Annotated in this window: 28 protein-coding genes and 1 pseudogene; 23 read left to right on the plus strand and 6 right to left on the minus strand. The window is 73.5% G+C overall.

The annotated features are described in order from the left end of the window. Positions 1-2: 2 nt before the first annotated feature. Together KIT14_17645 and dtd are read right to left on the minus strand one after the other, a co-directional pair. Entirely contained in the window at positions 3-473 is a 471-nt protein-coding gene (locus KIT14_17645; protein ID MCW5892349.1) for a DUF1285 domain-containing protein, read from the minus strand. A 1-nt stretch (position 474) separates the two neighbouring features. Next, positions 475-924, minus strand: a complete 450-nt coding sequence (dtd, locus tag KIT14_17650) for a D-tyrosyl-tRNA(Tyr) deacylase (protein ID MCW5892350.1) — start codon at positions 922-924, stop codon at positions 475-477. Between the two features lie 93 nt (positions 925-1017). On the opposite strand from dtd, the gene KIT14_17655 reads away from it, so the two are divergent. The 7 genes and pseudogenes from KIT14_17655 (at position 1018) to KIT14_17685 (ending at position 7098) form a co-directional block, all read left to right on the plus strand. After that, the gene (locus KIT14_17655; GenBank protein ID MCW5892351.1) at positions 1018-1824 is read left to right on the plus strand and encodes a prolipoprotein diacylglyceryl transferase; all 807 of its coding nucleotides are present in this window, start codon (positions 1018-1020) and stop codon (positions 1822-1824) included. Then, positions 1803-2342, plus strand: a complete 540-nt coding sequence (locus tag KIT14_17660) for a TlpA family protein disulfide reductase (protein ID MCW5892352.1) — start codon at positions 1803-1805, stop codon at positions 2340-2342. The genes KIT14_17655 and KIT14_17660 overlap by 22 nt, the downstream gene beginning before the upstream one ends. Positions 2343-2400: 58 nt before the next feature. Then, on the plus strand, positions 2401-3780 hold the full coding sequence (locus tag KIT14_17665; GenBank protein ID MCW5892353.1) for a S41 family peptidase: 1380 nt from the start codon (positions 2401-2403) through the stop codon (positions 3778-3780). Beyond that, a pseudogene (gene xseA / locus KIT14_17670) lies at positions 3777-5182 on the plus strand (exodeoxyribonuclease VII large subunit). The gene KIT14_17665 and the pseudogene xseA overlap by 4 nt, the downstream one beginning before the upstream one ends. A gap of 17 nt (positions 5183-5199) precedes the next feature. Further along, on the plus strand, positions 5200-5463 hold the full coding sequence (gene xseB / locus KIT14_17675; protein MCW5892354.1) for an exodeoxyribonuclease VII small subunit: 264 nt from the start codon (positions 5200-5202) through the stop codon (positions 5461-5463). A 2-nt stretch (positions 5464-5465) separates the two neighbouring features. Beyond that, positions 5466-6347 carry a polyprenyl synthetase family protein gene (locus tag KIT14_17680; GenBank protein ID MCW5892355.1) on the plus strand — a complete coding sequence of 294 codons (882 nt, stop codon included), beginning with the start codon at positions 5466-5468 and terminating at the stop codon, positions 6345-6347. Between the two features lie 7 nt (positions 6348-6354). Next, entirely contained in the window at positions 6355-7098 is a 744-nt protein-coding gene (locus KIT14_17685) for a TlyA family RNA methyltransferase (GenBank protein ID MCW5892356.1), read from the plus strand. A 46-nt stretch (positions 7099-7144) separates the two neighbouring features. Here KIT14_17685 and KIT14_17690 read toward each other — a convergent pair whose 3' ends face one another. Further along, positions 7145-7603 (minus strand): hypothetical protein, encoded by a 459-nt coding sequence (locus KIT14_17690; protein ID MCW5892357.1) that lies wholly within the window; start codon positions 7601-7603, stop codon positions 7145-7147. 91 nt (positions 7604-7694) lie between these two features. Here KIT14_17690 and rpoZ point away from each other — a divergent pair, with 91 nt between their 5' ends. The 15 genes from rpoZ (at position 7695) to KIT14_17765 (ending at position 21829) form a co-directional block, all read left to right on the plus strand. Continuing rightward, a complete protein-coding gene (gene rpoZ, locus KIT14_17695) occupies positions 7695-7886 on the plus strand; it encodes a DNA-directed RNA polymerase subunit omega (protein MCW5892358.1) in 192 nt (63 codons plus the stop codon). Between the two features lie 16 nt (positions 7887-7902). Next, complete coding sequence (locus tag KIT14_17700) at positions 7903-8997, plus strand: J domain-containing protein (GenBank protein MCW5892359.1); 1095 nt, start codon at positions 7903-7905, stop codon at positions 8995-8997. Between the two features lie 8 nt (positions 8998-9005). Continuing rightward, entirely contained in the window at positions 9006-10028 is a 1023-nt protein-coding gene (locus KIT14_17705) for an RNA polymerase factor sigma-32 (GenBank protein MCW5892360.1), read from the plus strand. 33 nt (positions 10029-10061) lie between these two features. Further along, on the plus strand, positions 10062-11708 hold the full coding sequence (locus KIT14_17710) for an acetolactate synthase (GenBank protein ID MCW5892361.1): 1647 nt from the start codon (positions 10062-10064) through the stop codon (positions 11706-11708). Positions 11709-11718: 10 nt separating this feature from the next. Then, positions 11719-12453, plus strand: a complete 735-nt coding sequence (locus tag KIT14_17715) for a competence/damage-inducible protein A (GenBank protein ID MCW5892362.1) — start codon at positions 11719-11721, stop codon at positions 12451-12453. Positions 12454-12690: 237 nt separating this feature from the next. Then, positions 12691-15192: a radical SAM protein gene (locus KIT14_17720; GenBank protein ID MCW5892363.1), complete on the plus strand. Its 2502-nt coding sequence runs from the start codon at positions 12691-12693 to the stop codon at positions 15190-15192. Positions 15193-15289: 97 nt separating this feature from the next. Then, the gene (locus KIT14_17725) at positions 15290-15724 is read left to right on the plus strand and encodes a hypothetical protein (GenBank protein MCW5892364.1); all 435 of its coding nucleotides are present in this window, start codon (positions 15290-15292) and stop codon (positions 15722-15724) included. Positions 15725-15810: 86 nt separating this feature from the next. After that, positions 15811-16980: a beta-ketoacyl-[acyl-carrier-protein] synthase family protein gene (locus KIT14_17730; protein ID MCW5892365.1), complete on the plus strand. Its 1170-nt coding sequence runs from the start codon at positions 15811-15813 to the stop codon at positions 16978-16980. Beyond that, positions 16977-17996, plus strand: a complete 1020-nt coding sequence (locus KIT14_17735) for a hypothetical protein (GenBank protein ID MCW5892366.1) — start codon at positions 16977-16979, stop codon at positions 17994-17996. The genes KIT14_17730 and KIT14_17735 overlap by 4 nt, the downstream gene beginning before the upstream one ends. Then, positions 17993-18748 (plus strand): 3-oxoacyl-ACP reductase FabG, encoded by a 756-nt coding sequence (gene fabG, locus KIT14_17740; GenBank protein MCW5892367.1) that lies wholly within the window; start codon positions 17993-17995, stop codon positions 18746-18748. Before KIT14_17735 ends, fabG begins: the two co-directional genes overlap by 4 nt. Before the next feature lie 11 nt (positions 18749-18759). Beyond that, a complete protein-coding gene (locus tag KIT14_17745; GenBank protein ID MCW5892368.1) occupies positions 18760-19020 on the plus strand; it encodes an acyl carrier protein in 261 nt (86 codons plus the stop codon). 8 nt (positions 19021-19028) lie between these two features. Continuing rightward, the gene (locus KIT14_17750) at positions 19029-20258 is read left to right on the plus strand and encodes a beta-ketoacyl-[acyl-carrier-protein] synthase family protein (GenBank protein ID MCW5892369.1); all 1230 of its coding nucleotides are present in this window, start codon (positions 19029-19031) and stop codon (positions 20256-20258) included. A gap of 8 nt (positions 20259-20266) precedes the next feature. Continuing rightward, positions 20267-21178, plus strand: coding sequence for a hypothetical protein (locus KIT14_17755; GenBank protein MCW5892370.1), 912 nt, complete (start codon positions 20267-20269; stop codon positions 21176-21178). Continuing rightward, positions 21175-21396 (plus strand): hypothetical protein, encoded by a 222-nt coding sequence (locus KIT14_17760; protein ID MCW5892371.1) that lies wholly within the window; start codon positions 21175-21177, stop codon positions 21394-21396. Before KIT14_17755 ends, KIT14_17760 begins: the two co-directional genes overlap by 4 nt. 22 nt (positions 21397-21418) lie before the next feature. Continuing rightward, complete coding sequence (locus KIT14_17765) at positions 21419-21829, plus strand: hypothetical protein (protein ID MCW5892372.1); 411 nt, start codon at positions 21419-21421, stop codon at positions 21827-21829. A gap of 12 nt (positions 21830-21841) precedes the next feature. Here KIT14_17765 and KIT14_17770 read toward each other — a convergent pair whose 3' ends face one another. Both KIT14_17770 and KIT14_17775 read right to left on the minus strand, forming a co-directional pair. Continuing rightward, positions 21842-22237, minus strand: a complete 396-nt coding sequence (locus tag KIT14_17770; protein ID MCW5892373.1) for a RidA family protein — start codon at positions 22235-22237, stop codon at positions 21842-21844. A gap of 6 nt (positions 22238-22243) precedes the next feature. Next, complete coding sequence (locus tag KIT14_17775) at positions 22244-24481, minus strand: molybdopterin-dependent oxidoreductase (GenBank protein MCW5892374.1); 2238 nt, start codon at positions 24479-24481, stop codon at positions 22244-22246. A 100-nt stretch (positions 24482-24581) separates the two neighbouring features. On the opposite strand from KIT14_17775, the gene KIT14_17780 reads away from it, so the two are divergent. Beyond that, positions 24582-25526, plus strand: a complete 945-nt coding sequence (locus KIT14_17780; protein MCW5892375.1) for a lysophospholipid acyltransferase family protein — start codon at positions 24582-24584, stop codon at positions 25524-25526. Positions 25527-25541: 15 nt separating this feature from the next. Here KIT14_17780 and KIT14_17785 read toward each other — a convergent pair whose 3' ends face one another. Beyond that, positions 25542-26903, minus strand: coding sequence for a radical SAM protein (locus tag KIT14_17785; GenBank protein MCW5892376.1), 1362 nt, complete (start codon positions 26901-26903; stop codon positions 25542-25544). Positions 26904-26923: the final 20 nt, after the last annotated feature.

Genomic DNA, 26923 nt, shown 5'->3' on the forward strand with positions numbered 1-26923 from the left:
GCTCAGGCTCCCGGCGCGCGCAGCGGCACGCGGCGCGTGCCGACGCGCAGCACGGCGTCGCCGTCGGCCGCGCCCGGCTCGGCGCGACGCATGAGCGCGTAGTAGGCCTTACGCAGGAAGCGGGCTTCGACGCGGCCGTCCTTCACGCGCGCGTAGAGGACGTTGTCGGGCCCGACGCGCAGCGTGCCGGCGTCGAGCGGCTCCTCGGTTTCGTCGTTGAGGTGGAGGCGGATGCCGCCGTCCGGGGCGTCGTCGATGGTGGTGACGACCCAGGGCGTGTCCTCGATCTCGACCTGGGCGCGGTCCTCGCCCAGCTCGAGGCGGGCGACGCCGTCGTCGCCGACCGTCATGGCGCGGGCGTAGAGCCGACAGATGGCGGCGTTCGGGATGCGCTCGTCGTCGCAGTACCACTGGCCGTCGCGGCCGAAGCGGATGCGTCCCGCGTGGATCGCGGTGAAGCCGGCGCGCGCCATCTCAGCCCAGCTCTCCGCTCTCGAGCAGCAGCGTCACCGGGCCGTCGTTCACGAGCGCCACCCGCATGTGGGTGCGGAAGCGGCCGGTCTCGACGGCGACGCCCTCGGCGCGCGCGTGCGCGACGAAGCGCTCGTACAGCGCCTCCGCCTGGGCGGGAGGCGCGGCCGCGGTGAACGACGGTCGTCGTCCCCGGCGGCAGTCGCCGTAGAGCGTGAACTGCGACACCACGAGCATCCCCCCGCCGACATCGGCGAGCGCGCGGTTCATCTGCCCGGCGTCGTCCTCGAAGACGCGCAGGCCGACGATCTTGCGCGACAGCCGCTCGGCGTCGCCGTCGGCGTCCGCCGTGCCGACGCCGAGCAGCACGCAGAGGCCGTGTCCGATCGCGCCCACGACCTCGCCGTCGACCGCGACGCTCGCTTCGCGCACGCGTTGCACGACCGCCCGCACGCGCCGCGTTTAAGCACGATCATCCCGGACGCGCGAGGGGCGGCCGCGAGTGGCGGCGGCGGAGAGCCTCGGCTAGGATGCGCGCTCTCCCGGATGTTCCCGGACAACCTCCACATCGGGCCGCTGCCGATCCATATCTTCGGCGTGATGCTCGCGCTCGCCTTCCTCGCCGGCGCGCAGGTTCTCCAGCGCGAGTTCGGGCGCAAGGGCTTCGATCCCGAGCTGGCGTCGTCGGTGATCGTGTGGGCGGCGGTCGGCAGCCTCGTCGGCGCGCGGGTGTGGCTCGTGCTCGAGGACTGGCCCGCCTTCGTGCGCGACCCGATCGGCTTCCTCTTCACCGGCAGCGGCTTCGTCTTCTACGGCGGGCTCGTCGGCGGCGCGCTCGCGGTGACGCTGCTCTTCCGCCGCCACGGCATCCCGTGGATGCAGGGCGCCGACGCCGCCGCGCCGGCGCTCGTGCTGGGGCAGGCGATCGGCCGCGTCGGTTGCCAGCTCTCGGGTGACGGCGACTGGGGGGCGGTCACCACGGCGCCCTGGGGCATGCGGTATCCGTACGCGGTCGTGTGCGGCATCCCGCCGGCGCGCTGCGGCGCCGACGGCCAGACCGTGTGGCCCGCCGACGTCTACGTGCACCCGACGCCGATCTACGAGACGCTCGCCTACCTGGCGGTCTTCGCCTTCCTGTGGCGGCGCCGGCGGGAACCGCATCCCGACGGCAGCCAGATCGCCTGGTACCTGATCCTCGCCAGCGGCGCGCGCTTTGCGGTCGAGTTCCTGCGCATCAACCCCGTCGTGGGGCTCGGGCTCACGGCGGCGCAGTGGACCAGCATCGGCCTCATCGTGCTCGGCACGGCGCAGCTGCTCCGGCTCCAGAGACGATGGCGGACCGCCGCGGCCTGAGGATCGCGCTCACGACCGTCGCCATCGGGGTGGTCGCGGCGGGCGTGCTGATCGCGGCGTCGCGACGGTCGCCCGGGCTTGCCCCCGACTTCTCGGTGCCCGACCTGGCGGGCCAGGCGGTGCGGCTCTCGGCCCTCCGTGGCAAGGTCGTGCTCGTGAACCTGTGGACCACCTGGTGTCCACCGTGTCGCGAGGAGATGCCGTCGATGGAGCGGCTCCACCGGCGCCTCGGCCCGCAGGGCCTCGTGCTCCTCGCCGTCAGCCAGGACGACGGCGGCAGGGCGGTCGTCGAGCCGTTCGTCCGGGGGCTCGGGCTGACGTTCCCGGTGCTGATCGACCCGGAGCACCAGGTGGGCAGTGCCTACGGCGTCTGGGGCTACCCCGAGACCTTCATCGTCGACCGTGACGGACGCATCGCCGAGCGCGTCATCGGGCCGCGCAACTGGGACGCCCCCGAGCAGGTGGTGGCTCTTGAGCGTCTTCTCGCCGCCGGCGGTCCGGACACGGGCACGCCGTGAAGACGGGTTTTCCTCTATCGAATGGCACGCGTATAGTGACGCGCATCGCGAGGTTCGGATGAACGGCAATCGACGCAGGGGTCTGGCGCTGGCGGTTCCGCTGGGTGTGCTGCTGGCGGTGCTCCTTTCGGGCGGACGCGGAGCGGAGAGGGTCGCCGGCGCGTCGTCGCCGCGCGACGCCTACGAGGAGCTGGAGGCGTTCACCAACGTCCTCGCCATCATCCAGAAGAACTACGTCGAGGACGTCGACACGAAGCGCCTCGTCGAAGGCGCCATCAACGGCATGCTGACGGCGCTCGACCCGCACAGCGCCTACCTGACGCCCGAGCTCTACAAGGAGCTCCAGGTCGAGACCAAGGGCAGCTTCGGCGGCCTCGGCATCGAGATCACGAACCGCAACGGCATGCTGACGGTCGTCGCCCCCATCGAGGACACGCCCGCCTGGCGGGCCGGCATCAAGCCGCAGGACGTCATCCTCAAGATCGACGGCGAGTTCACGAAGGATATGTCCCTTGTCGACGCGGTCAAGAAGATGCGCGGGCCGAAGAACACCAAGGTGAAGCTCACCATCAAGCGCGAGGAGCCGCAGCAGCTGTTCGATGCCACGCTCACCCGCGAGGTCATCAAGATCCAGAGCGTCAAGGCGCGGGTCCTCGAGGGCGGCTACGGCTACATCCGCATCACGCAGTTCCAGGAGCGCACCGACGACGACGTCGCGAGGGCGCTGCGCGACCTCGATCGCGAGACCGGCGGCCTCCAGGGCCTAGTGCTCGACCTGCGCAACAACCCGGGCGGTCTCCTGCAGCAGGCCGTCAAGGTGAGTGACCTGTTCCTCGACTCGGGCATGATCGTCTACACCGACGGCCGGCTCGAGAACCAGAAGCAGAAGTACTTCGCGCACAAGGCGTCGACGTTCGCGAACTTCCCGATGGTCGTGCTCGTGAACGGCGGCTCGGCGAGCGCCTCGGAGATCGTCGCCGGCGCCCTTCAGGACCACAAGCGCGCGCTCGTCCTCGGCACCACCACCTTCGGCAAGGGCTCGGTGCAGACCATCCTGCCGCTCGACGACTCGTCGGCGCTGCGCCTCACGACCGCGCGCTACTACACGCCGAACGGCCGCTCCATCCAGGCGACCGGCATCGTGCCAGACATCACGATGGAACAGGGCGCCCAGCTGGCGGCCATCGACCGCGGCGTGCGCGAGTCGAACCTGCCGCGCCACCTCGAGCGCCCCGACGGCGAGACCGATCCCGGCGCCGTCATCGGTGGCGACGCGGGGGGTCCCGACGGCCAGCTCGTGCCGATCGACACGACGCCGGCGGAGAACCCGGACCTACGCGAGGGTGAGCTCGGCAAGGACCCGCAGCTCGACCGTGCCCTCGAGCTTCTGAAGAGCTGGCAGGTCTTCAAGACCTTCGTCGCGAAGCGCGACGGGTGAGCCGTCCGGCTCCTCGCGTCCTGTCGGTCGGCGAGCTCGCCGGGCTGCTGCAGGGCACGCTCGAGCGTGAGGTCGGCTCGGTCTGGGTCGCGGGCGAGATCTCGGGGCTGCGGGTGCCGTCGTCCGGGCACCTCTACTTCACGCTGAAGGACGGGGACGCGCAGCTGCGGGCGGCGATGTTCCGCAGCGCCGCGCGCTTCCTGCCGTTCCGGCCCGCCGACGGCATGGACGTGATCGTCTGGGCTCGCGTCGGGCTCTATCCTGCACGCGGCGACCTCCAGCTGTACGTCGAGACGATGGAGCCGCGCGGGCTCGGCGCGCTCCGCCTGGCGTTCGAGCAGCTGAAGGCCCGGCTGCATGCGGAGGGGCTGTTCACCGTCGAGCGCAAGCGGCCGCTGCCGGGGTTTCCTCGCACCATCGGCGTGGTCACCGCGCTCTCGGGCGCGGTCATCCACGACATGCGCGTGGTGCTGCGCCGGCGCTGGCCGGCGGCGCGCGTCGTCGTACGGCCGGTGCGGGTGCAGGGCGCGGGCGCCGCGGGCGAGATCGCCCGCGGGCTCGCCGACCTCGATGCGTTCGGGGTCGACGTCTGCATCGTCGGACGCGGCGGCGGCTCGCTCGAGGATCTGTGGGCGTTCAACGAGGAGGTCGTCGCGCGCGCGATCGCGGCGGCGGGCATGCCGGTGGTGTCGGCGGTCGGACACGAGGTCGACGTCACGATCGCCGACTTCGTCGCCGACGTGCGGGCCGCGACGCCGACCGCCGCGGCGGCCCTCGTGGTGCCGGATCGAGCCGACGTCGGGCGCCGCGTGGGGCTGGCCCACGCCGCTCTGCGGGCCGCGCTGGCGCGCCGCGTACGCGGCATGCGCGAGCAGGTCGAGCAACTCGGGCGGCGTCTCGGCAGCCCGCGGCGCCGGCTGAGCTCGGCTGGCAGCGGGTCGACGACCTGCGCGAGCGCCTGCCGGCCGCGCTGCGCCGCCGCGCCGTCTGGGAGCGGCGCGAGCTCGACGGGCTTGCGGTGCGGCTCGGTCAGGCCGGGCCGGCGGCGCGTACGGCGTCGGCGCGCCGGCAGGTGGGCGGACTCGCCGCGCGGGTCGCGCAGGCGGGTCCGGTGGTCCGCGCGACGGCGGCGCGCCGGCAGGTCGAGGTCCTGGCCGCGCGCCTGCGCACGGGGCTCGCGGTTCGCCAGCGTGAGGCGCGGGGGCAGCTCGACGCGCGCGCCGGGCGGCTCGCCGCGCTCTCGCCGCTCGCGTGTCTCGCGCGCGGCTACGCGATCGTTCGCCGTGGAGCCGCCGATGGGCCCGTGGTACAGGATGCGGCAGTGCTCGCCCCGGGCGAACGCGTCACGCTGGTGCTGGCGCGCGGACGGGCGGCCGCACGCATCACCGACACGGAGACCTGATGCCCCGACACGACCCGATGGCCCGCACCGACGCTCCGGCGGCCGCGAACGGCGAGAGCGGCGCGCGCTTCGAGGACGCGCTGGCGGAGCTCGAAGGCATCGTGCGACGGCTCGAGCACGGCGAGCTGCCGCTCGAGGAGTCGCTCGCCGTGTTCGAGCGCGGCATGATCCTCGTGAAGGAGCTCGGCGGGCGGCTCGAGGCCATCGAGCAACGGGTCGAGGTGCTGCTGCGTACGGCCGACGGGTCGCTCGTCACGCGGTCCCTCGACGAGGACGAGTGAGCGTGGACCTCGAACGCTATCTCGCCGCGCGCCGCCGCCTGGTCGAGCGCGCGCTGGCCGCCGCCTTCCCGGCCGGCCGTCCGGCGCTCCGCCGCGCGATCCGCTACAGCCTCCTGGCAGGCGGCAAGCGCCTGCGGCCGATCCTCACCGTCGCCGCCGCGGAGGTCGCCGGCGGCACGGCGCGCGCGGTCCTGCCGTTCGCATGCGCGCTCGAGCTGATCCACACCTACTCGCTGGTGCACGACGATCTGCCGGCGATGGACGACGACGATCTGCGCCGCGGGCGGCCGACGAGCCACAAGGTCTACGGCGAGGGCATGGCGATCCTGGTCGGCGACGCGCTTCTCACCGAAGCCTTCGGGCTGATGGCCGGCGCGCGCGGCGTCGCACCCGAGCGCGCCGTGCATGCGATCGCGGAGGTGGCGGCGGCGGCGGGCGAGCAGGGCATGGTCGGCGGGCAGGCGCTCGACCTCGCGGGCGAGGGGCGTCAGGGCACGCTCGCCCAGGTGCGCGCCATCCACCGCCGCAAGACGGGGGCGCTGTTCACGGCGGCGGTGCGCGTCGGCGGCCTCGTGGGCGGGGCGAAGGCGCCGCTCCTGCGCCGCCTCACGACCTACGGCGAGCAGCTCGGGCTGGCGTTCCAGATCGTCGACGACGTCCTCGACGCGCTCGAGGCGGGCGACGGCCGTACCGACGCGGCGCTGGAGAAGGTGACTTACCCGGGCGTTCTCGGCATGGACGGCGCCCGCGCCCATGCCGCCCGCGCCCGCGACGCCGCGCTTGCCGCCCTGGTCCCGCTCGGCCAGCCGGCCGAGCCGCTGCGCGCCGTCGCGACCTGGGTCGTCGCCCAGGCGGACGTACTCGCCCTGGCCGCGAGCGCCTGAGGCCGTCGTGGCCGGCGGGGTGCGGCTCGACCGGCTGCTCGTCGAGCGCGGCCTGGCGCCCAGCCGCGAGCGCGCGCAGCGCCTGATCCTCGCGGGCGCGGTGCTCGTCGACGAGCGGCCCGCCGACAAGCCGGGCACGGTGGTCGCGGCCGACGCCGCATTGCGCCTGCGCGCGGAGGCGTCGCCCTGGGTCAGCCGCGGCGGCGAGAAGCTCGTCGGTGCGCTCGACGCCTTCGGCGTGGAGCCGACCGGTCTCGACTGCCTCGACGTCGGCGCCTCGACGGGTGGTTTCACCGACTGCCTCCTGCAGCGCGGAGCGCGCCGCGTGGTGGCGGTCGACGTCGGCTACGGCCAGCTCGCCTGGCGCCTGCGCCAGGACCCGCGGGTCACGGTGCTCGAGCGTATGAACGCGCGCGGGCTTAGGCGGGAGCAGGTTCCGATCGCGCCCGCCCTGGTCGTGATCGACGTATCGTTCATCTCCCTGACGCTGATCCTGCCCGCGGTCGCCGCGGTGGCGGCCCCGGGCGCCGTCGTGCTCGCGCTCGTGAAGCCGCAGTTCGAGGCCGGGCGTGGGCAGGTGGGGAAGGGCGGGGTGGTGCGCGACGACGCCGTGCGCGCCGAGGCGGTCGCGCGCGTGCGCGCGGCGGCCGTCGCGCTCGGTTTCACGGTCCGCGGCGAGGCGGACTCGGTCCTGCCGGGCCCGAAGGGCAACCGCGAGGTGTTCCTGCACCTCGTGCACGGCGGGGCGTGACGGAGCAGGCCGATCTCAGGCGGCATGGCCGAGAGGCTGCGGGTCGTCAGTCCCGGGCGTGGGGGTCGCTGCGCACGACGACCTCTTCGAGGACGGCGAGGCCCGCGGCGTCCTCGCGCTCGATGCGTCGCAGGACCGTCGCCGCGGCCGCCTCGTCGGGGTCCCAGCGCGTCAGCAGCTCCCGCAGGCGGCGGCGTTTGCGCTGTGCCGTTCGGCGAGCCTCGCACGCCCTCTCCCAGGGGCTCCGGCCGGTGACGAGGGGCGGCTCCACGTCGGAGGGGGCGTCGCCGAGGCGGCGCAGCTCCTCGGCGATCCAGCCCGCGTGGCGCGCCTCGACGTCGGCCAGGGCCTCGAGGCGCGCCGCGAGCTGCGGATAGCGGGCCTGCGCGGCGTGCGTGCGCAGCGCGAGGGCTGCGCCGAGCTCGGCCGCGTGGGCCTCGCGCAGATCCGCACGCAGCGCCGTGGGGTCGTCCGTTCTGCCGAGGAGGCGTCCGAGCAGCCCCATGGACCGCAGGCCGTAGCGGGGGGCCGTCGCCGGGTCAATCCGCGCGGGCCGGGTTCCCTTCCCGGCGTGATTCCGTTACACCGATCACCTTATGGCCAGGATCACCGTGGAGGACTGCCTCGAGCAGGTCCCCAACCGTTTCGAGCTCGTGCTGCTCGCGGCGCGGCGCGCGAAGCAGCTCCTCAAAGGGGCGCGCCCCCTCGTGGAGTCGGACAACAAGGAGATCGTCACGGCGCTCCGCGAGGTCGCGGACGCGAAGGTGCGCCTCACGTACGACGAGTAGGAGAGCGCCCCGGACGATGGCGAAACAGCAGGACCTCTACGCCATCCTGGGGGTCGCGAAGACGGCGACCGCGGACGAGATCCGGAAAGCGTACCGCAAGCTCGCGCGTCAGCACCATCCCGACCTCAACCCAGGCAACAAGCAGGCCGAGGAGCGCTTCAAGGAGATCTCGCTCGCGCACGACGCGCTCTCCGACCCGGAGCGGCGCAAGCTGTACGACGAGTTCGGCCAGGAGGGGCTGGCGCCCGGCTTCGACGCCACGCGCGCCCGCGAGTACCGTCGCTGGGCCGACAGCGGCCAGGGCTTCTCGTTCCGCGGCGGCAGCCCGGGCGCCGGCGCCGGCGACTTCGACTTCGGCTTCGGCACCGGGACGCGGCGCGGCCGCCGTCGCAGCGCCGCCGAGACGGAGCGCGGCTTCGCCGACATCCTGAACGAGATGTTCGGCGGCGCGGCCGAGGGCGCCGCGCCCGAGCCGCCGCCCTCGGCACCGCGCGACGTCGAGTATCCGATCGAGATCGATCTGCTCGACGCGCTGCGCGGCACGCGCACGGCCGTGTCGGTTCGGCGTCCCGTCGTCTGCGAGACCTGCGGCGGCACGGGCCGCGTCGGGCGCAAGGGCTGCACGACGTGCGGCGGCAGCGGCACGGTCGAGAAGCGCGAGAAGCTGAACGTCAAGATCCCCGCCGGCGTCGCCGACGGCGCGCGCGTGCGCGTGGCGGGCAAGGGCGGCGTCGGAGCCGGGGGACGCAGCGGCGACCTCTACTTCGTCGTGAAGGTGCGGCCGCACCCGCTGCTCCAGCGCGAGGGTCGAGATCTGATGCTCGAGGTGCCGATCACGGTCGTCGAGGCCGTGCGCGGCGCGACGATCGAAGTACCGACGCTCGCCGGCAAGGTGCAGCTGAAGGTCGCGCCCGGCTCGCAGAGCGGCCAGCGCCTGCGGCTGCGCGGCCGTGGTGCGCCCGACCCGAAGGGCGGCGAGGCCGGCGACCTCTACGTCCGCCTGATGATCCAGGTGCCGCGCGACGGCGCCGGCGAAAAGATGGACGACGCGCTCCAGGCGCTCGAGGCCGCCTACGGGGGCGAGAGCGTCCGCGCCCACCTGGCGCTGTGAGGGCGGCCGTGGCCGACGACGACACCCGCGCGCCGATCGAGCCCGAGGTCATCGGGCCGGACGACGACGCCCAGGTCCTGCCGACCGGCGCCGACGAGGAGGAGCCGGAGGCCGCGGCGGCGACGACGGCCGCGCCGACCGACGTGCCGGCGTCGCTCGGCGTGCTCGTCCCCGCCGCCGACACGCTGCAGCGCTACCTCGCCGAGATCCGCCGCATCCCCGTCCTCACACGCGAGGAGGAGCACGAGCTGGCGGTACGCTGGCGCGAGCAGGGCGACAAGAAAGCCGCGGTGCGGCTCGTCAGCTCGAATCTGCGGCTCGTGGTCATGATCGCGCGCGAGTACCAGCGCGCCGTGCAGAACCTCCTCGACCTCGTACAGGAGGGCAACGTCGGCCTGCTCGAGGCGATCAAGAACTTCGATCCCTATCGCGGCGTGCGCTTCCCATCCTACGCCGTCTGGTGGGTGCGCGCGTACATCATCCGCTACATCATGAACAACTGGCGGATGGTGAAGGTCGGCACCACGCAGGCCCAGCGCAAGCTCTTCTTCAACCTCCAGAAGGAGCGCGAGCGCCTCGAGCGCGAGGGCTTCACCGCCGAGCCCAAGCTCATCGCCGACCGGCTCGGAGTGAAGGAGAAGGAAGTCGTCGAGATGGAGCAGCGCCTCGCCGGGCGCGACCTCTCGGTGAACGCGCCGGTGAACGAGGGCGAAGAGGCCACGCTCCTTGATTTTCTGCCGGGCCCCGCCCAGACTGCCGAGGCCGTCGCCGACGAGGAATATCACCGCCTCGTGCGCGAGAAGGCGGCCGAGTTCAAGCAGACGTTGAAAGGCAAGGACCTGGTGATCTACGAGCGGCGGCTCGAAGCGCTCATGCGCGACGAGGAGCCGGTCACGCTCCAGGAGATCGGCGACGAGTACGGCATCACCCGCGAGCGCGTGCGGCAGATCGAGGCGCGGGTGAAGAAGAAGCTCGGGCAGTACCTCCGCGAGCAGATACCAGACATCAAGGAAATCGAGTTCGGCTCCTGAGCGGGCCGGCCCCAGCCCCACGAGGAACCGATCATGCCGATGCACGGAGGCCGCATCGTCGCGCGCGCCCTGAAGCGCGAGGGCGTTCCGTACGTGTTCACGCTCTGCGGCGGACACGTCATGTCCATCTACGACGGCTGTCTCGACGAAGGCATCGGCGTCGTCGACGTCCGCCACGAGCAGTCCGCCGCGCACGCCGCCGACGGCTGGGCGCGCGTCACCGGCCAGCCCGGCGTCGCGATCGTGACCGCCGGACCGGGGCTCACCGACGCGGTGACCGGCGTCGCCACCGCGTGGCGCGCCAACATTCCCATGGTGATCATCGGCGGCCAGGCGCCGCGTCACTTCCAGGACATGGGCGGCCTCCAGGACATGAACCACGTCGACCTGATGCGGCCGATCACGAAGTGGGCCGTGTCGGTCCCGAACACGCGCCGTCTCGGCGAGTACGTCGCCACCGCGTTCCGCGTCGCGACGACGAACGTGCCCGGCCCGGTGTTCCTCGAGATGCCGCTCGATTTCCTCTTCGACATCGTCCAGGACGACGACGTCGTCGAGCCGTCGAACTATCGCACCGAGGCCGCGGTCGGCGCCGATCCGCGCTACGTCGAGAAGGCGTTCGAGCTGCTGCGCGGCGCCGAGCGGCCGGTGTGTCTCGTCGGCAGCCAGCTCTTCTGGTCGAAGCGCCGCGAGGCCTATCCCGAGTTCGTGAAGACGTTCGGCATGCCGACGTACGTGAACGGCCAGGCGCGCGGCAGCCTCGACCCCGACGATCCGCACTGGTTCCTCCAGACCCGCAAGGAGGCGCTGCGCAAGGCCGACGTCGTGCTGATCTTCGGCACGCCGCTCGACTTCCGCATCGGCTACGGCCGCTCGACGCACATCAACGGCGACGCGAAGCTGATCCACGTCGACCTCGACGGCAAGGAGCTCGGCAAGAACCGCGGCGTCGACGTCGGCATCGTCGGCGACACCGGCCTCGTGATGGAGATGCTCACCCGGTGCGCGACGGACGCGAAGTTCCAGCCGGAGCTGTCGCGCGCCTGGCTGAGGGAGCTGCGCGGCGTCGAGAAGGGCAAGTGGGAGGCGCTCCAGGGCCAGCTCGTCTCCGACGAGGTGCCGCTCAACCCGCTCCGCGTCTGCGCCGAGGTCGACAAGCTGGTCACGAAGGACACGATCCTCATCGGCGACGGCGGCGACTTCGTCGGCTCGGCGGCCAACGTGCTGCGTCCGCGCGGCTTCGGCCACTGGCTCGACGCCGGTCCCCTCGGCACGCTCGGCGCCGGTCCGGGCTACGCCATGGCGGCGAAGCTCGCGAGCCCGAAGAGCGACGTCATCATCATGTACGGCGACGGCGCGTTCGGCCTCAACATGATGGAGTTCGAGGCCTGCATCCGCCAGAAGATCAACATCGTCGGCGTCATCGGCAACGACGCCGCCTGGATGCAGATCCTGCGCGGCCAGGAGCAGATGTACGGCGCCGACCGCACGCCCGCGTGCAAGCTCTCGTACACGCGCTACGACACGATGATCGAGGCGATGGGCGGCCACGGCGAGTGGGTCGAACGGCCGGAGCAGATCCGTCCCGCGCTCGAGCGCGCGCTCGGCGCCGGCAAGCCGGCCGTCGTCAACGTGAAGATCGGGCGCAGCGACTTCCGCAAGGACGCGATCTCGGTCTAGGAGTAGCGCCATGGCGGGCGAGCGCACGGCGGGGATCATCGTCATCGGCAACGAGATCCTCTCGGGGAAGGTCGCGGACACGAACGCGCCCTTCCTCACCCGTGAGCTGCGGGCGCTCGGCGTCGCGCTGCGCCGCATCGTCACCATCACCGACGAGCTCGACGACATCGCCGAGGCGGTGCGGGAGTTCCACCGTCGCTTCGACGTCAACTTCACCTCCGGCGGCGTCGGGCCGACGCACGACGACGTCACGATGGAGGGCATCGCGCGCGGTCTCGGGCGCCGCGTGGTGCGCCATCCGGTCATCGAGAGCCGCCTGCGCGAGTTCTACAAGGACAACGTCAACGAGGCGCGCCTCAAGATGGCCGAGGTGCCGGAGGGCTCCGAGCTGATCGTCGACCAGCGTCTCGGGTTTCCGACGATCCAGTGCGAGAACTTCTACATCCTTCCGGGCATACCCGAGCTCTTCGAGGCCAAGTTCAACGCCCTGCGCGACCGCTTCGTCGACACGCCCTACACGCTGCGGATCGTCTACACGCGCGACGGGGAGGGCACGATCGCCCACCACCTGAACGCGACCCTCGCCGCGTTTCCCGAGCTCATGCTGGGCTCGTACCCGAAGCTCGGCGATCCGGAGTACGCGGTGAAGCTGACGCTGGAGTCGAAGGACGCCGCCTACGTGGAGCAGGCCCTGGCCCATCTCCTCCAGCTCCTGCCGGCCGAGACGGTCGTCCGGACCGAGTAGCGTCGCGTCCGCTTGTCGACCCGCATGGCGGACCCGCATCCACGCCGGCCGGCTCCGGGTTTCGCCTTGACGACTTCCGGCGGAGGCACGTAGTCTCGAAATCCTCGCCTGCGCGGTGCAGCGCTCCCGCCGCGCAGCGGGATCCCCGGCATGTCGACGACCGACCCACCCGCGCAGCCTTCGCGTTCGTCCGTCGCTCCCGCGACCGGCACTCGTCCCTCCGGGGGCCCGTTCATCGTGCTCACGCTGCGCGGTGTGGTCCTGCCGGAGTCCGGCGACCGCCCGGAGCTTCCGCTCGAGCTCGCCGACCTCCAGGTGCTGCGGCAGATGGCCGCCACCGGCACGATGGCGTGGGCCGGCGACCGTCCCGCGCTGGTCGCCGAGCTCGCGGCCCGCGGCATCTCGCCGCTCGGCGCCGCGCCCGCCGACCGGCCGCTCGCACCGGCGCCCGGCGCGCCGGGCGCGCCCCCGCGCCTCGACGACTTCTACATCGTCACCACGCCCGCCGTGCTCTGCGTGGGGCCTGCCGGCTTCGAGCAGGTGTCGGAAGACGGGCGCCTCCTCGCGCGCCTCGACGCCGTCGAGCTGCTGGCGGCCTCGGAATTCTGCAAGGCGACGACCGCGCGCGAGGCGCTGGCCAGGCACGCGGCGCGCGCCGGGGCCGAACGCCTCGACGAGCGCACCTTCCTGCGCGTGCTGGCGCGCCTGATGGCCTCGGGCCTGCTCCTGCGCTTCGACCTCACCGACACCGCGCAGGGGCGCGCGCTGTCGCGCGAGGATCGCGACATCCGTCGCGCGATCGCGAAGCAGATGGAGCTCGCCGAGGTCGTGCGCCGCGACGTGCAGGCGTACGACGCCCAGGAGCAGGCCCGCGCGGCGCGTACCGGCGTCATCCGGCCGCGGATCGTGCCGATCCACTCACAGTGGAAGATCACGCCGCTGGCGCTCGGCATGATCGTCGCCTACGCGAAGCAGTACGACGGCGGGCGCCTCGACGAGCGCTACGACTTCCGCCCCGACTGGCTCACCGATCCGGCGCGGGCGTCGTCGCCGAAGACCGCGTCGCTGTTCCTCTTCTCGCACTACATCTGGTCGAGCGTCGGCAACCTCGAGCTGTCGGCCCAGCTGAAGGCGTCGGACCCGCGCGCGCTCACCGTGCACGGCGGGCCGAACGTGCCGAAGTACGAGAAGGACCTCGAGGCGTATTTCCGCATGCACCCGCACGTCGACATCGCGGTGCGCGGCGAGGGCGAGGTCACCGCCGCCGAGATGCTCTCGGCGCTGGCCGAGGTCATCGACGATCCGCGTCCCGATCTCGCGGTGCTGGAGAAGGTCCCCGGCCTCGCCTTCCGGCTCGGCGATCGCATCGTGCGCACGCCCGACCGCGAGCGCATCACCGACCTCGACGTCATCCCGTCGCCGTATCTGACCGGTCTCTTCGACAGCTTCGGCAAGGCGTCCACCGAGGCGGCGGTGATCGAGAGCAACCGCGGCTGCCCGTACGGCTGCACCTTCTGTGACTGGGGCTCGGCCACCGCGCAGCGCATCCGCAAGTTCTCCCTCGAGCGCGTCTTCGAGGAGATCGAGTGGTGCGCGCGCCACGGCGTCGAGACCATCGGGCTCGCCGACGCCAACTTCGGCGTCTTCGAGCGCGACGTCGCGATCGCCGAGAAGGTCGCCGAGGTGAAGGCGCGCTACGGATACCCGCGCCACTTCGGCGTCAACTACGCCAAGAACTCGCTGAAGCACCTGAAGCCGATCGTGAAGATCCTGAGCGGCGCCGGCACCATCGCCTACGGGCAGCTGTCGCTCCAGTCGATGGATCCCGGGACGCTCGAGACCATCGAGCGCCACAACATCAAGTCGGAGAAGTACCACGAGCTGGCGCAGGAGTTCCGGCAGGCCGGCCTGCCGCTGTTCATCGACCTGATGATGGGACTGCCCGGCAGCACCGTCACCTCGTTCCGCGCCGATCTCCAGCAGGCGATCGACCGCGAGGTGATCGCCAAGGTCTATCCGACCCAGCTGCTGGTCAACAGCCCGATGAACGATCCGGAGTACCGCCAGGAGCACGACATCCAGGCCAAGCCCGGCGCGTTCCTCACCTCGTGCGCCAGCTTCTCGACCGCGGACTACGCGCGCATGAAGGAGATGCGGCGCGTGTTCCTGCTGCTGGAGAAGTTCGGCATCCTGCGCCACGTCGCGCGCCACGTGCGTCGCGAGGTCGGCGTCCGCGAGATGGAGTTCTTCGAGCGCCTGCTCGACGACGGCCGCGCCGCGCGCACGCGCTGGCCGGTGCTCGCCTTCACCCTCGAGTCGGTGCCGAACCTCATGGTGCCGCCGGGGCGCTGGCAGCTGCTGCTCGACGAGGTGCGCCAGTACCTGACCGAGGTGGTGCACATCGCCGACGACTCGGCGCTCGACACCGTGCTCACGGTGCAGCGGCTGCTGCTGCCGGCGCGCAACCGGCGCTTCCCCGACGAGGTGCAGCTGCCGCACGACTACGCCGCCTGGTACGGTGCGATGCTCGCCGCGAAGGACGCCGGCCATCTCCAGGACTGGCCGAGCGTCGTGCCGCCGCTGCGCGAGTACGGTCCCGGGACGCTGCGCGTGAGCGACCCGTTCGACGTGTGCGTCTTCGGCATCGGGCACTCGGTGGAGTCCGACAGCTTCGGCGTCTGGGAGCTCGATTCGCCGATCTCGCGCCCCGTCGTCCCGCTGCACTCCGCCCTCGGCTGACCCGCGGCGTATCCGCAACCCGGCTGGCGCGTTTCCCGTGCATGGGTTACAGCGGCTTTCGGGTCCGGGTCGGCCGGACCGACGAAGGAGGTGTGGCATGAAGGGGTTGCGGTTGCTGGTGGGAGCGGCGGCGCTGGGCGCGTCGCTCGGCGTGGTGAGCCCGGCGCAGGCGGAGTTTCTCGAGGACGCCGGCTGGGGCTCCCTGACGGTCCTGTCCAACGTCCTCTACATGCCGGCGAAGGTCGGCTACGCGCTCTTCGGCGGGCTCACCGGCGGGGCGGCCTACGGGCTCACCGGCGGTGACTACGACACGGCGCAGAACGTCTGGGATCCGGCCCTCAGCGGCACCTACGTGCTGACGCCGGGCATGCTGAGGGGCGAGCAGCCCATCCAGTTCGCAGGACCGGTCACCCCGGGCACGTCGTCCACGTCGGCTTCGTACGCTCCGCTCGCCGAGGCTCCGCCCGATCCGCCCGCGCATCAGCAGAGCGCCGGCGGCTTCAGCGACGAGGCCATCGGTGGGGGCATGTGAGGCGACGCCGCGCGTCGGTTGGTGCGCGGCCGGATGGGTTCGGATAAGCTCCCGCGCCGGTGATGGCCGGCGCGTCTCGGGAGCCCGTGATCACGGGATGTGGGGTCGTCTCCCCGCTCGGTGAGGGTGTACCCGCCTTCTGGGAGGGGCTGCTCGCGGGGCGGTCGGCGGTCGCGCCCGCCCGCGGCTTCGCCGCCGCCGATCTCGCGCCGAACGCGGTCGCCGAGGTGCGCGGCGTCGCCGACGACGATCCCGACCGGGCCGGTGCCTTCGCGCTCCTCGCCGCCGCCCAGGCGCTGGCCGAAGCGGGGCTCGACGTGCCGTCCGCGACCGCGCGCTGGGGGGTCGCGCTCGGCACCACGCTCGGCGGCATGCGTCTCCACGAGCTCTGGGACGCGGGCCGTCCGGAGGCCCTGCCCGCGCTCGCGGCGATCCCGTACTACGGCCCCGCCGTCCGCCTGGCGCGGCGCTTCGGCTGCCGGGGGCCGGTGGCCACCGCGCAGCTGGCCTGTGCCTCCGGCACGCAGGCGATCGCCTGGGCAGGCCGCTGGATACGCGACGGCCGCGCCGACGTCGTGCTGGCGGGGGGGGCCGACCTCCTGTGCCGCTTCGTGGTGGCCGGCTTCAACTGTCTGCGCGCGACGGCCGATACGGCGCGCCCGTTCGACCGCCGTCGCCAGGGCCTCGTGCTGGGCGAGGGCGCGGCGCTGGTCGTCGTCGAGAGCCGCGCCCATGCGGAGGCGCGGGGGGCGCGGCTGCGGGCCGTGCTGCGCGGGGCGGGCGCGGCCGCGGACGCGGTCCACATGACCGCGCCCGATCGCGAGGGCGGCGGCGCGGCGCGTGCCATGACCGCCGCCTTGCGCGACGCCGGGGTCGATCCTACGGCGGTCGGTCTGGTGTCCGCCCACGGCACCGGTACCGTCTACAACGATGCGATGGAGGCGGCCGCGCTGGGGCGCGTGTTCGCGGAGCACCGCGTGCCGGTGAACTCGATCAAGGGCGCGATCGGCCACACCCTCGGGGCGGCTGGCGCGTTCGAAGCGGTGATGTGCGTGCAGGCGCTCGCCACCGGATGCATCCCGCCCACCGCCGGACTCGAGGAGCCGGACCCGGCGTGTGCGGCGATCGACCTCGTGCGGGGCGCGGCGCGCTCCGCGCCGGTGGCGGTCGCACTCTCCACCTCGTCGGGCTTCGCGGGCGCGAACGCGGCGCTCGTCCTGGGGGCGCCGAGCGGTGCGCCGATGGGAGACCGGTGAGCGGAGCGCTGGCGATGAGCGGCGTCGGTGCGCTGACGGCGCGCGGGACGCTCCCGGCGCGCTGGAGTGGGCCGCCGCCGGGCGTGATGGGCGCGGTGCCCCTCGACGTCCTGCCGGAGCCGGCGCGTGGCCGCGCGGCTCGCGCCGAGCGGCTGACGCAGCTCTTGCTCGGTGCGGCGCTCCCGGCGCTCGACGCCGCGGCGCTGCTCGCGATCGACGGCCCGCCGCGCCCGCGTCTCGGCGCCGTCGTCGGCACCGCCTTCGGCTGCTTCCTCACCAATGCCGCCTATCAGCACCGACTCGCCGAGGGCGGCATGCCCGCCGCGAGCCCGCGCCTCTTCGCCGCGACGGTGTCGAACGCCGCCGCCGGCGAGCTCGCGATCGCCGCGCGGCTCGGCGGTCCGTCGATCACCGTGACGGCCGGCGCCGCGGCCGGTCTCACCGCGCTCGCCGACGCCGCCGACCTGGTGGCGCAGGGCCACGCCGACGCCCTCGTCGCCGCCGGCGTCGATGCGCAGGGCGCCGCGCTGGCCGCGTTCGTCGCTGCCGGCGGCCTCGTCGTGCGCGATCCGCCGGGCGAGGCGGCGGGGGCTCTGGTGGTCGAGCCGCTGGCCGCCGTACGGGCGCGCGGCGCGCACCCGTACGGCCTTCTCGCCGGCTGGGCGCTGGGCTTCGAGCCCGACGCGCACGGACCCGAGGGCGGGGCGGCGCTCGCCGAGACCATCGGCCAGGCGCTGGCGCAGGCCGACGTCGCGCCCGGCGGCCTGGCGCGCGTCGTCGCGCCGGCCGGCACTGCCGCCGTCGACCGCGGCCTGCGTCTCGCGCTGGGCGACGCGGCGCCGCCCGACGATCCGGTGCGCGCCGCGCTCGGCGAGACGCTCGCGGCGCACGGCCCGCTCGCCGTGCAGCACGCGCTCGCCACCTCCGCCGCGGGCGACGTCGTCCTCCTCGTCGACGCGTGTGCGAGCGGCCACCTGGCGGCCGTCGTCGTGCGTGCCGCGGAGGGTAGGGCGTGACGCTCGCCGGGCGGCGCGTGCTCGTGACCGGCGGCTCGCGCGGCATCGGACGCGCGACGGCGCTCGCCTGTGCGCGGGCCGGCGCCGCCGTCGCCTTCAACTGGTCGCGCAGCGAGGACGGCGCCGAGGCCGAGGAGACGCGGGCCGCGCTCGCGGCCGCCGGGGGCACGGTGCACGCCGCCCAGGCCGACGTCGCCGACGCGGGCGCCGTCGCCACGCTCTTCGCCGACGTGCGCGCGGCGCTCGGCGGCCCCGTCGACGTGCTCGTGAACAACGCCGCCGTGAGCCAGGACGGCCTCGTCATGCTGCAGAGCGAGGAGGCCTTCGCGCGCACGGTGGCCGTGAATCTCCAGGGCGCGTGGCTCTGCTGCCGGGCGGCGCTGCGCGGCATGATCGCCGCCCGCGGCGGGCGCATCGTGAACGTCGTCTCGCCCGCGGCGTTCTTCGGCAAGGAAGGCGCCGGCGCGTACGCCGCGTCGAAGGGCGGCCTCGTCGCGCTCACGAAGTCGCTCGCGCGCGAGGTCGCGCGCTACCGGATCACCGTCAACGCCGTGTCCCCCGGCTACGTCCGCACGCAGCTCACGGCCGACCTCGACGCGCGCACGCGCGGCACGCTCGAGCAGCAGATCCCCCTCGGTCGTTTCGCCGATCCCGACGAGATCGCGGCGGCGATCGCCTTCCTGGCGTCCCCCGCGGCGTCCTACCTCACCGGCACCACGCTCCACGTGGACGGTGGGCTCACGATGATTTAAACGAGGCTTCGATGGAGAGTAACGGTCTGCTCGGGGAGGTGAAGGACCTCCTCACGACGGGGCTCCGCCTGACGACGGCCCCCGCCGACATCCCGGACGACTCGCCGATCTTCGGCGAGGGGCTGGGACTCGACTCGATCGACGCGCTGGAGCTGGTCGTCCTGGTCGAGGAGCGCTTCCACGTCTCCATCCCCGACGAGGAGGTCGGCAAGCGCGCCTTCGCTTCGGTGCGTGCGCTGGCGGACTTCATCGCCGCGGAGCGCCCGCGCTGACGGGTCCCGTGCGGCACTCGCGGGTCGCGGTGACGGGGCTGGGCGCGGTGACCGCGCTCGGTGCCGACGTGGCGTCGCTGGCGGCGGCGCTCGCCGACGGCCGGCGCGCGATCGGCCCGCTCACCCGTTTCCCGCACGCGGGGCGCTGTGCGATCGCGGCGCAGGTGCCGGAGCTCACGCCGGAGGCCGTCGACGGCGCGCGCGCGCGGCTGTCGGCCGCGACGGGCCGCCGCCTGTCGTATCCCGACCGGCTCGGCCTCGCGGCGACGGCGCAGGCGCTGCGCCAGGCGCGGCTCGAGCCGGGCGCCCGCGGCGACGTCGGCGTGTACGTCGGGGCGTCGGTCGGCGGCATGGGCGATGCCGAAGCGGCGTACCAGCGCCGCCAGGAGGGCCGCGATGCGCGCTACCGCCTCTCGCGCCTCCTGCCCGCGCCGCTCTCGAACACCGCCGCGGCCCTCGCGCAGGGCCTCGGCCTCCAGGGCCCGCGCGCGACGTTCTCCACGGCGTGCTCGTCGAGCGCGCTCGCGATCGCCGAGGCGGCCGACGCGATCGCACGCGGGCGCGTGCGCCAGGCCGTCGCGGTCGGCACGGATGCGCTCTGCCGCATCACGTTCTCCGGCTTCGACGCGCTCCAGGCGCTCGACGCGCGGCCGTGCCGCCCGTTCGCGGCCGACCGCGCGGGACTGTCGCTCGGCGAGGGCGCGGCGGCGCTCGTCCTCGAAGACGTCGACGTCGCCCGGGCGCGCGGGACGGAGCCGCTCGCCTTCGTGCTCGGCCATGGCGTGGCCACCGACGCGCACCACGTCACCGCGCCGCATCCCGCGGGCGCGGGCGCGCGCGCGGCGCTCGAGGCCGCGCTGGCGGCGGCCGGCGTGTCGCCCGACGCCGTCGACTACGTCAACGCGCACGGCACCGGCACGCCGAAGAACGACGCCATCGAGCTGGCCGTGCTGCGCGCCGTGCTCGGCGACCGCCTGCCGCGCGTGCCGGTCAGCTCCACGAAGGCGCAGGTCGGTCATTGCCTCGCGGCCGCGGGCGCCGTCGAGGCGGTGGTGACGGTGCTGGCGCTGGCCGAGGCGCTCGTCCCGCCCACCGCCGGCCTCGCCGGCGTCGACCCCGAGTTCGCCGACCTCGACCTCGTGCCGCTGCCCGGGCGCCGCCAGGCGCTGGACGTCGCCGTGAGCTCCTCGTTCGGCTTCGGCGGCCACAACGTCACGCTCGTCCTCGGGCGCGCCTGAGGTCGGCGATGGCCACTCCCGTCGCCGTCACCGGCATCGGTGTGCTCAGCGTCGCCGGCTGCGGCGTCGACGCGTTCTGGGACGGGCTGTGCGCCGGCGTCGCGCCGGCGGCCGACCGGCTGCGGCTCGACGTCGCCGGGACGGTGCGCACGCCGCAGGGCCGGCGCATCGACCGCGCCTCGCTGCTGACCCTCGCCGCCGCACGCGCCGCGCTGGTCCATGCCGACCTCGCCGCCGACGCGCTGCCGCCCGGCCGCAGCGGGCTCGCGCTCGGATCCGCCTTCGGCAACGTCACCGAGACGCAGACGTTCCTCGATCGCCTGCTCACACGCGGCTCCGGCAACCCGCTCGTCTTTCCGAACCTGGTGATGAACGCCGCGCTCAGCTACGCCACGATCGAGCTCGGCACGACGGGGCCGTCGGCGATGCTGACGGAGCAGGAGGCGTCGGGCGAGGCGGCGCTCGGGTGGGGCGCGCAGCAGGTGGCCGACGGGAGGCTCGACGTATGTCTCGCCGGCGGCGCCGACGAGGTGACCGACGAGCTGCTGCGCATCGAGCGCGAGACGCGGGTGGCGAGCCCGCGCGGCCTCGCGCGGCCGTTCGATCGCGACGCCGACGGCGTGCGTCCCGCCGAGGGCGCCGCCGTGCTGGTGCTGGAGCCGGCGGCGCGTGCGCAGGCGCGCGGCGCGCGCATCTGGGCCTTGCTCGAGCCGCATGTGGGCGCGTCGGTGCCGTCACCGCTGCATGGCTGGCCGGTGGACGCCGCCGCGCTCGCCGGGGTCCTCGCGCCCTCCTCGCCGACGCCGACCTCGTCGTCGCCGCTGCGAGCGGCGCGCCGGCGCTCGACGCGGTCGAGGCCGACGCGCTGGCCGTCGCGCTCGCCGGGCGGGCGACGCCGATCACCGCGCCGCGCGGCGTGACCGGCCAGTTCGGGGCCGCCGGTGCGCTGGCGGTGGCGACGGCCGTGCTGGCCCTCGCCCGTGGCGCCGTGCCCCCGACCGCCGGCTGTCGCACGTGCCGGCGCGGCGACCTCGCCGTGGTGCGCGACGCACCGCTCGCCCGCCCGCTGCGCACGGCCGTCGTCGACGGCATCGCGCGCGGCGGGGCCTGCCGGCCCTTGCGTCTCCGTACGCCGTGATGGTGTGTAGGGGCCGCCCGCCATGGCCGACGTGACGAATCCGGTTCCGCGTCTCCCGCACGGCTCGCCGTTCCTGCTCCTCGATCGGGTGCTGGAGATCGGCGACCGCACGGGCGTCTTCCTGAAGCACGTCACCGCCGCCGACCCCTGTGTCGGCGCCGACGGCACCCTCGCTGCCGCGTTCGTGCTCGAAGCGCTGGCGCAGGGCGGCGGCGCGCTGCTCTCGGCGCTCACCGACGGCACGCCGTCGGCCGGCTACCTCGCCGCCGTCGACGACTTCCGCCTGGTGGCGCCGATCCGGGTCGGCGAGGCGGTCCGCGTCGAGGTCGAGGTGCTGCGCCACTTCGCGGCGGCGACGCAGATCCGCGGCCGGGCGCTGGTCGACGGCGAGCTGCGCGCCGAGGGACGGGTCACGCTGGCGCAGCCGCGCTGAGCCGGGAGCGGGCTATCGCCGCGGGATGCGGGCGATGACCTTGATCTCGAACTGGAAGCCCGCGAGCCAGGTGACGCCGACGGCGGTGACGTTCGGCTTCGGCTCCGAGGCGAACGTGCTGCGCAAGGCTTCGAGCACGGGCCCGGCGCTCCGATCGGGGTCTATGAGGAAGAGCGTGAGGTCGACCACGTCGTCGAACGTGCATCCGCCGGCGCGGAGGACGCCTTCCAGGTTGTCGAAGGCCAGCCGGATCTGGCTGCGCAGATCGGGCTCGGGTGAGCCGTCCTCGCGGGCGCCGACCATGCCGGAGACGAACAGCAGGTCGCCGGAGCGGACGGCCGGCGAGTAGCCGTGCTCCGCGTAGAGCGCGTGGGGGCGGCTCGGGAAGACGGCCGTGCGCGTGCCCATGGCCGCCTATCCCACCCGCTCCACCGCCACCGGAATCCCGTTCAGCACCGCGTTCCCCGACAGCGGATCGAAGGCCGCTTCGTCCGCGAGCAGGTTCGAGTTCACGCCGGCGTGCTCCTGCGCGACGCGGATCGCGATGCCCGGGGCGTCGTGGCCCCAGCCGTGCGGAATGCTGACGACGCCGGGCATGATCGCGTCGGTGACCTCGACGGGCAGCTCGACGCTGCCGGTCTTCGAGCGCACGCGGGCGCGGGTGCCGCGGGCGATGCCGAGGCGGCCGGCGTCGTCGGGATGGAGCCACAGCGTGCAGCGCGCCTCGCCGCGGACGAGGTTCGGGACGTTGTGCATCCAGGAGTTGTTGGAGCGGAGATCGCGGCGGCCGACGAGCACCATGCCGTCGTCGCCGCGCGCGAGGCGCGCGCGCAGGCGCGGCAGATCGGCCAGGATCGGCTCGGGCGCCAGCTCGATGCGGCCCGACGGCGTGCGCAGCATCTCGGGGATGCGCGGGGCGAGCGGGCCCAGGTCGACGCCGTGCGGGTGCTGCTCGAGGAGGTCGAGCGAGAGGCCGTCGGGGTTCGTGCCGAAGCCGTCGCCGTAGGGGCCCGTGCGGACGAGCAGGTCGAGGAGCCGCGCCGGGCCGACGCGCGGCGCCAGCGCCGCCATGATCTCGTCGGGGTCGCGGCCGGCGACGTTCGACCCCGTCGCGCCGATCGCCTGCTCGACCTGCTGGCGGGCGACGAAGGCGTCGAGCGCTGCGGTGTCGGCGCCAGCGCCCTGGCCGAGGACGATGCCGGTGAGGCGCAGGATCACCTCCCAGTCGCTCGGCCGATCGGCCGGCGGGTCGAAGATCGGCGGCGACCAGTTGGCGTAGTTGCGGATCGCGAGCTGCCAGAGCGCGAGATCGTAGTGCGGCGACTCGAGCGGCGAGAGGCCGGGCAGGATCACGTCGGCGTGGCGCGTGGTCTCGTTCAGGTAGATGTCGAGCGAGAGCATGAAGTCGAGCGACGCGAAGGCGCGGTCGAGGCGCGCGCCGTTCGGATTCGAGAGCACGGGGTTGCCGGCGACGGTGATCATGGCGCGGATCTGGCCGTCGCCCGGGGTTTCGATCTCGTCCGCGAGCGCGCCGACGGGGAGCTCGCCCAGCACCTCGGGCAGGCCGCCGACGCGGCTCCTCCGCCGTCCGACCTGGAGCCCCTTGCCGCGCCCGGGCGTGCCGCGTGTGTTCGCGGCACCGACCGCGGCCTTGGTGAACATCGCGCCGCCGGATCGGTCGAGGTTGCCGGTGACCACGTTCAGCACGTCGATGAGCCAGCTGGTGACCGTCCCGAACTCCTGCTGGCAGGTGCCGACGCGGCCGTAGACCGCCGCGCACGGCGCCGCAGCGAGGTCGCGTGCGAGCGCCGCGATCGTGGCCGCGTCGATGCCGCAGACGGCCGCCACCTCGGCGGGCGCGAACTCGCGCGCGATCGCTTCGATCGGCGCGAGCCCGGCGACGTGCTCGGCGACGCCGCCGAGCCGGACCAGCTTCTCGGCGAACAGCACGTGCAGCATGCCGAGCAGCAGGAACGCGTCGGTGCCGGGACGGATGAAGTGGTGCGCCGTCGCCTCGGCGGCGGTGCGGCTGCGACGCGGATCGACGACGACGATGCGGCCGCCGCGCGCGCGGATGGCACGCAGGCGCTCCTTCACGTCGGGCGCCGTCATGAGGCTGCCGTTCGACATGAGCGGATCGGCGCCGAGCATGAGCAGGTACTGCGTACGGTCGAGGTCGGGCACCGGGATCGAGAGCGCGGTGCCGAACATGTAGCCGGCGCTGATCTGCTTCGGCATCTGGTCGACGGTGCTGGCCGAGTAGACGTTGCGCGTGCCGAGCACGCGCAGCAGCGCGCGTGGGTACAGCATCAGCACGAGATGATGCGCGGAGGGGTTGCCGAGATAGACGCCGACCCCGTCGCGCCCGTGCCGCGCGACGACCGGCGGCAGGCGGCGCTCGATCTCGGCGAAGGCCTCGTCCCAGGCCACCGGCACGTGGCGGCCGTCGCGCTTCACGAGCGGCTGGCGCAGGCGGTCGGGGTCGGCGTCGAGGTGCTTCAGCGCCGGACCCTTGGGGCAGAGGTAGCCGCGGCTGAACGGATCGGCGGCGTCGCCGCGGATGTCGACGACCTCGCGTCCCCGGGTCGTGATCGCGAGCCCGCACGTGGCCTCGCACAGCGGGCAGGTGCGGTAGTGCGTGACGGCGTCCATGTCGGGCTCGTACGCCCCCGCTCGCCCGCGCGCAATCCGGATCCGGCTTCCATATTCGGAGCTTGTGGGTCCCCCGGGGGTCGGATAAGGCCGATGGCGGATGGACGGGGACCGGGTGCGACAGGCCCTGCGCTTCGACGGGGCCTGGTGGCGCCGCCTCGCGGAGATGGGCTGCGTCTATGGGCCCGAGTGGTGGAAGCGCAGCGCCCCGCCTGCCATCGCGGCGCTCATCTACGCGATCGCCCGCGGCCAGCGCGAAGCGGTGCTCGCAAACCAGCTCCAGGTGCGCGGCGCGCGCCGCGCGCTGCGCGAGCACTGGGACGCCTACTGCGTCTTCGCCGAGCTGGCGCGCTCCATGACCGAGGGCATGGAGCAGTGGGGCCCGCACCCGAAGCCGCTGACGGTCACGATCCACGGCCAGGAGCTGGTCCATGCCGCGCTCGCCGAAGGCCGCGGCCTCGTCATGCTGACGGGCCACTTCGGCTCGTGGGAGGTCGGCGCCCGCCTGCTGTCCGACCTCGGCCGCCCGGCGCACCTCGTCACCGCGCACGAGCCGAACCCGACCGTGCACGAGTTCCTGCACCAGATGCGCACGCGGCACGGCTTCAACGTCATCTACTCCGACCGCTCGCTCTTCACCGGCCTGCCGGTGCTGCACGCGCTCCGTCGCCACGAGATCGTCGGCATGCAGATCGAGCCGTGGGGGCCGAAGCGGGGGAGCCAGGTGGTCGACTTCTTCGGCCGGCCGACGAGCTTCCAGCTCGGCCCGTTCGCGGTGGCCCGCGTGGCGCGGGCGCCGATCGTGGCGGTGTTCGCGCTGCGCACGGGCATCCGGCGCTACGAGCTGCGCATCGTCGGGCGCTTCGATCCGCGCACGCCAGCGGAGAGCGTGCAGGCGCTGCGGGACACGGTCGCGCTCTACGAGGACGTCGTACGGCAGGCGCCGAGCCAGTGGCTCATGTTCGAGCCGGTCTGGGGCGGCGAGGCGGGAACCGACGCGGAGGGTGCGGCGGCCCCGGCGCGTGCGGCCGGCGCCGGACGCTAGGCCCGTCCGGCTCGCTCACGAGATCGTCCCCCACGCCTCCGGGTTCCGTCGCAGGTACCCGTGCACCTTCGCGTTGGCGACCAGCATCGCCATCGACTCCAGCAGGTTCTTCCGCGGCGGCGGCACGAAGCGGCGCAGCATGCTGCGCACCGAGTAGAAGCCGCGGTAGACGTACTGGAAGCCCTCCAGCATCTCGTCCGTCGACATGTTCTGCGGGCGGACGATCGGGCTGCCGTAGTCGTAGCGTCCCCAGTCGCGGTCGAGGATGCGGCCGGCCGCCTCCATGTCGGTGTGGAACTTGGTGCCGGGGTAGGGCGCCGGCGTGAAGAGCTTCAGGAAGCTGATGCGGTTCTGGTCGAGCCACTCGAGCGTCTTCGGGAAGGTCTCGAGGGTGTCGCCGTCGAGCCCGACCATGACCAGGGCGATCACCTGGATGCCGGCGTCGCGCAGCTTCCTGATGTCCTCGGCGAAGCGGGACGGGCGGTTGAACTGCTTCGCGACCTGGGCGAGCGAGTCCTCGCTGAGGCTCTCGAAGCCGATCGAGAGGACGCGGCAGCCGGAGCGCGCGACGAGGTCCAGCAGCTCGGGGTCGCGCGCGACGTTGATCGTCGCCTGGCTCACCCACTGCACCTTGTGCGGGACGAGCGCGCGCAGCATCTCCTTCGCCGCCTCGGGGCGCGCCACGGGGTTGTCGTCCATGAGGAGGAAGCGGCGCGCGCCGATGGTGCGCATGCGGGCGATCTCGTCGATGAACTCCTCGACCGGGCGGGTGCGATAGCTGCGCTGGTAGTACGTCTGCACGGCGCAGTACTCGCAGGGATGCGGACAGCCGCGCGAGAAGAACGTCGGCCAATAGAAGTACATGCGGTAGAGCCAGCTCGCGCGGAAGGCGTCGGGCTTGAGCAGCGGCAGCGACCACGGGTCGATCGCGGGTACGTCGCGCAGATCGTGCCAGCGCTCGGCGCGGTAGATGCCGCGCGAGCGGCCGGCGGCGAGGTCGGCGAGGACGTCGGCCCAGACGTACTCGGCTTCGCCGGCGACGACGGCGTCGGCGTGGCGCAGCGAGTCCTCCGGCGTCAGCGTGACCCAGGTGCCGCCGAGGACGACCTTCCTGCCGCGGGCGCGGAAGCGATCGGCCAGGTGGTAGGCCCGCGTGATCTGCGGGCCCATGGCCGTCAGGCCGACGACGTCGGCCCACTGCTCCACCGCCTCGAGGTCGAGGTCCTGCATCAGCTCGTCGGCGAAGCGGACCTCGTGCTCCGGGGGCGTCAGCGCCTTCAGGTAGGGGAGCGTCGTGCCGCTCGTCCAGTAGCGCGTCGTCTTGTGGAGCGAGCCGTCGGGCAGGTGGTGGCTCGGCGAGATCAGGAAGATGCGCATGCGACGGCGCGGCGGATGAT

This window comes from bacterium (assembly GCA_026129405.1).
Lineage (GTDB): Bacteria > Desulfobacterota > Binatia > DP-6 > DP-6 > JAHCID01.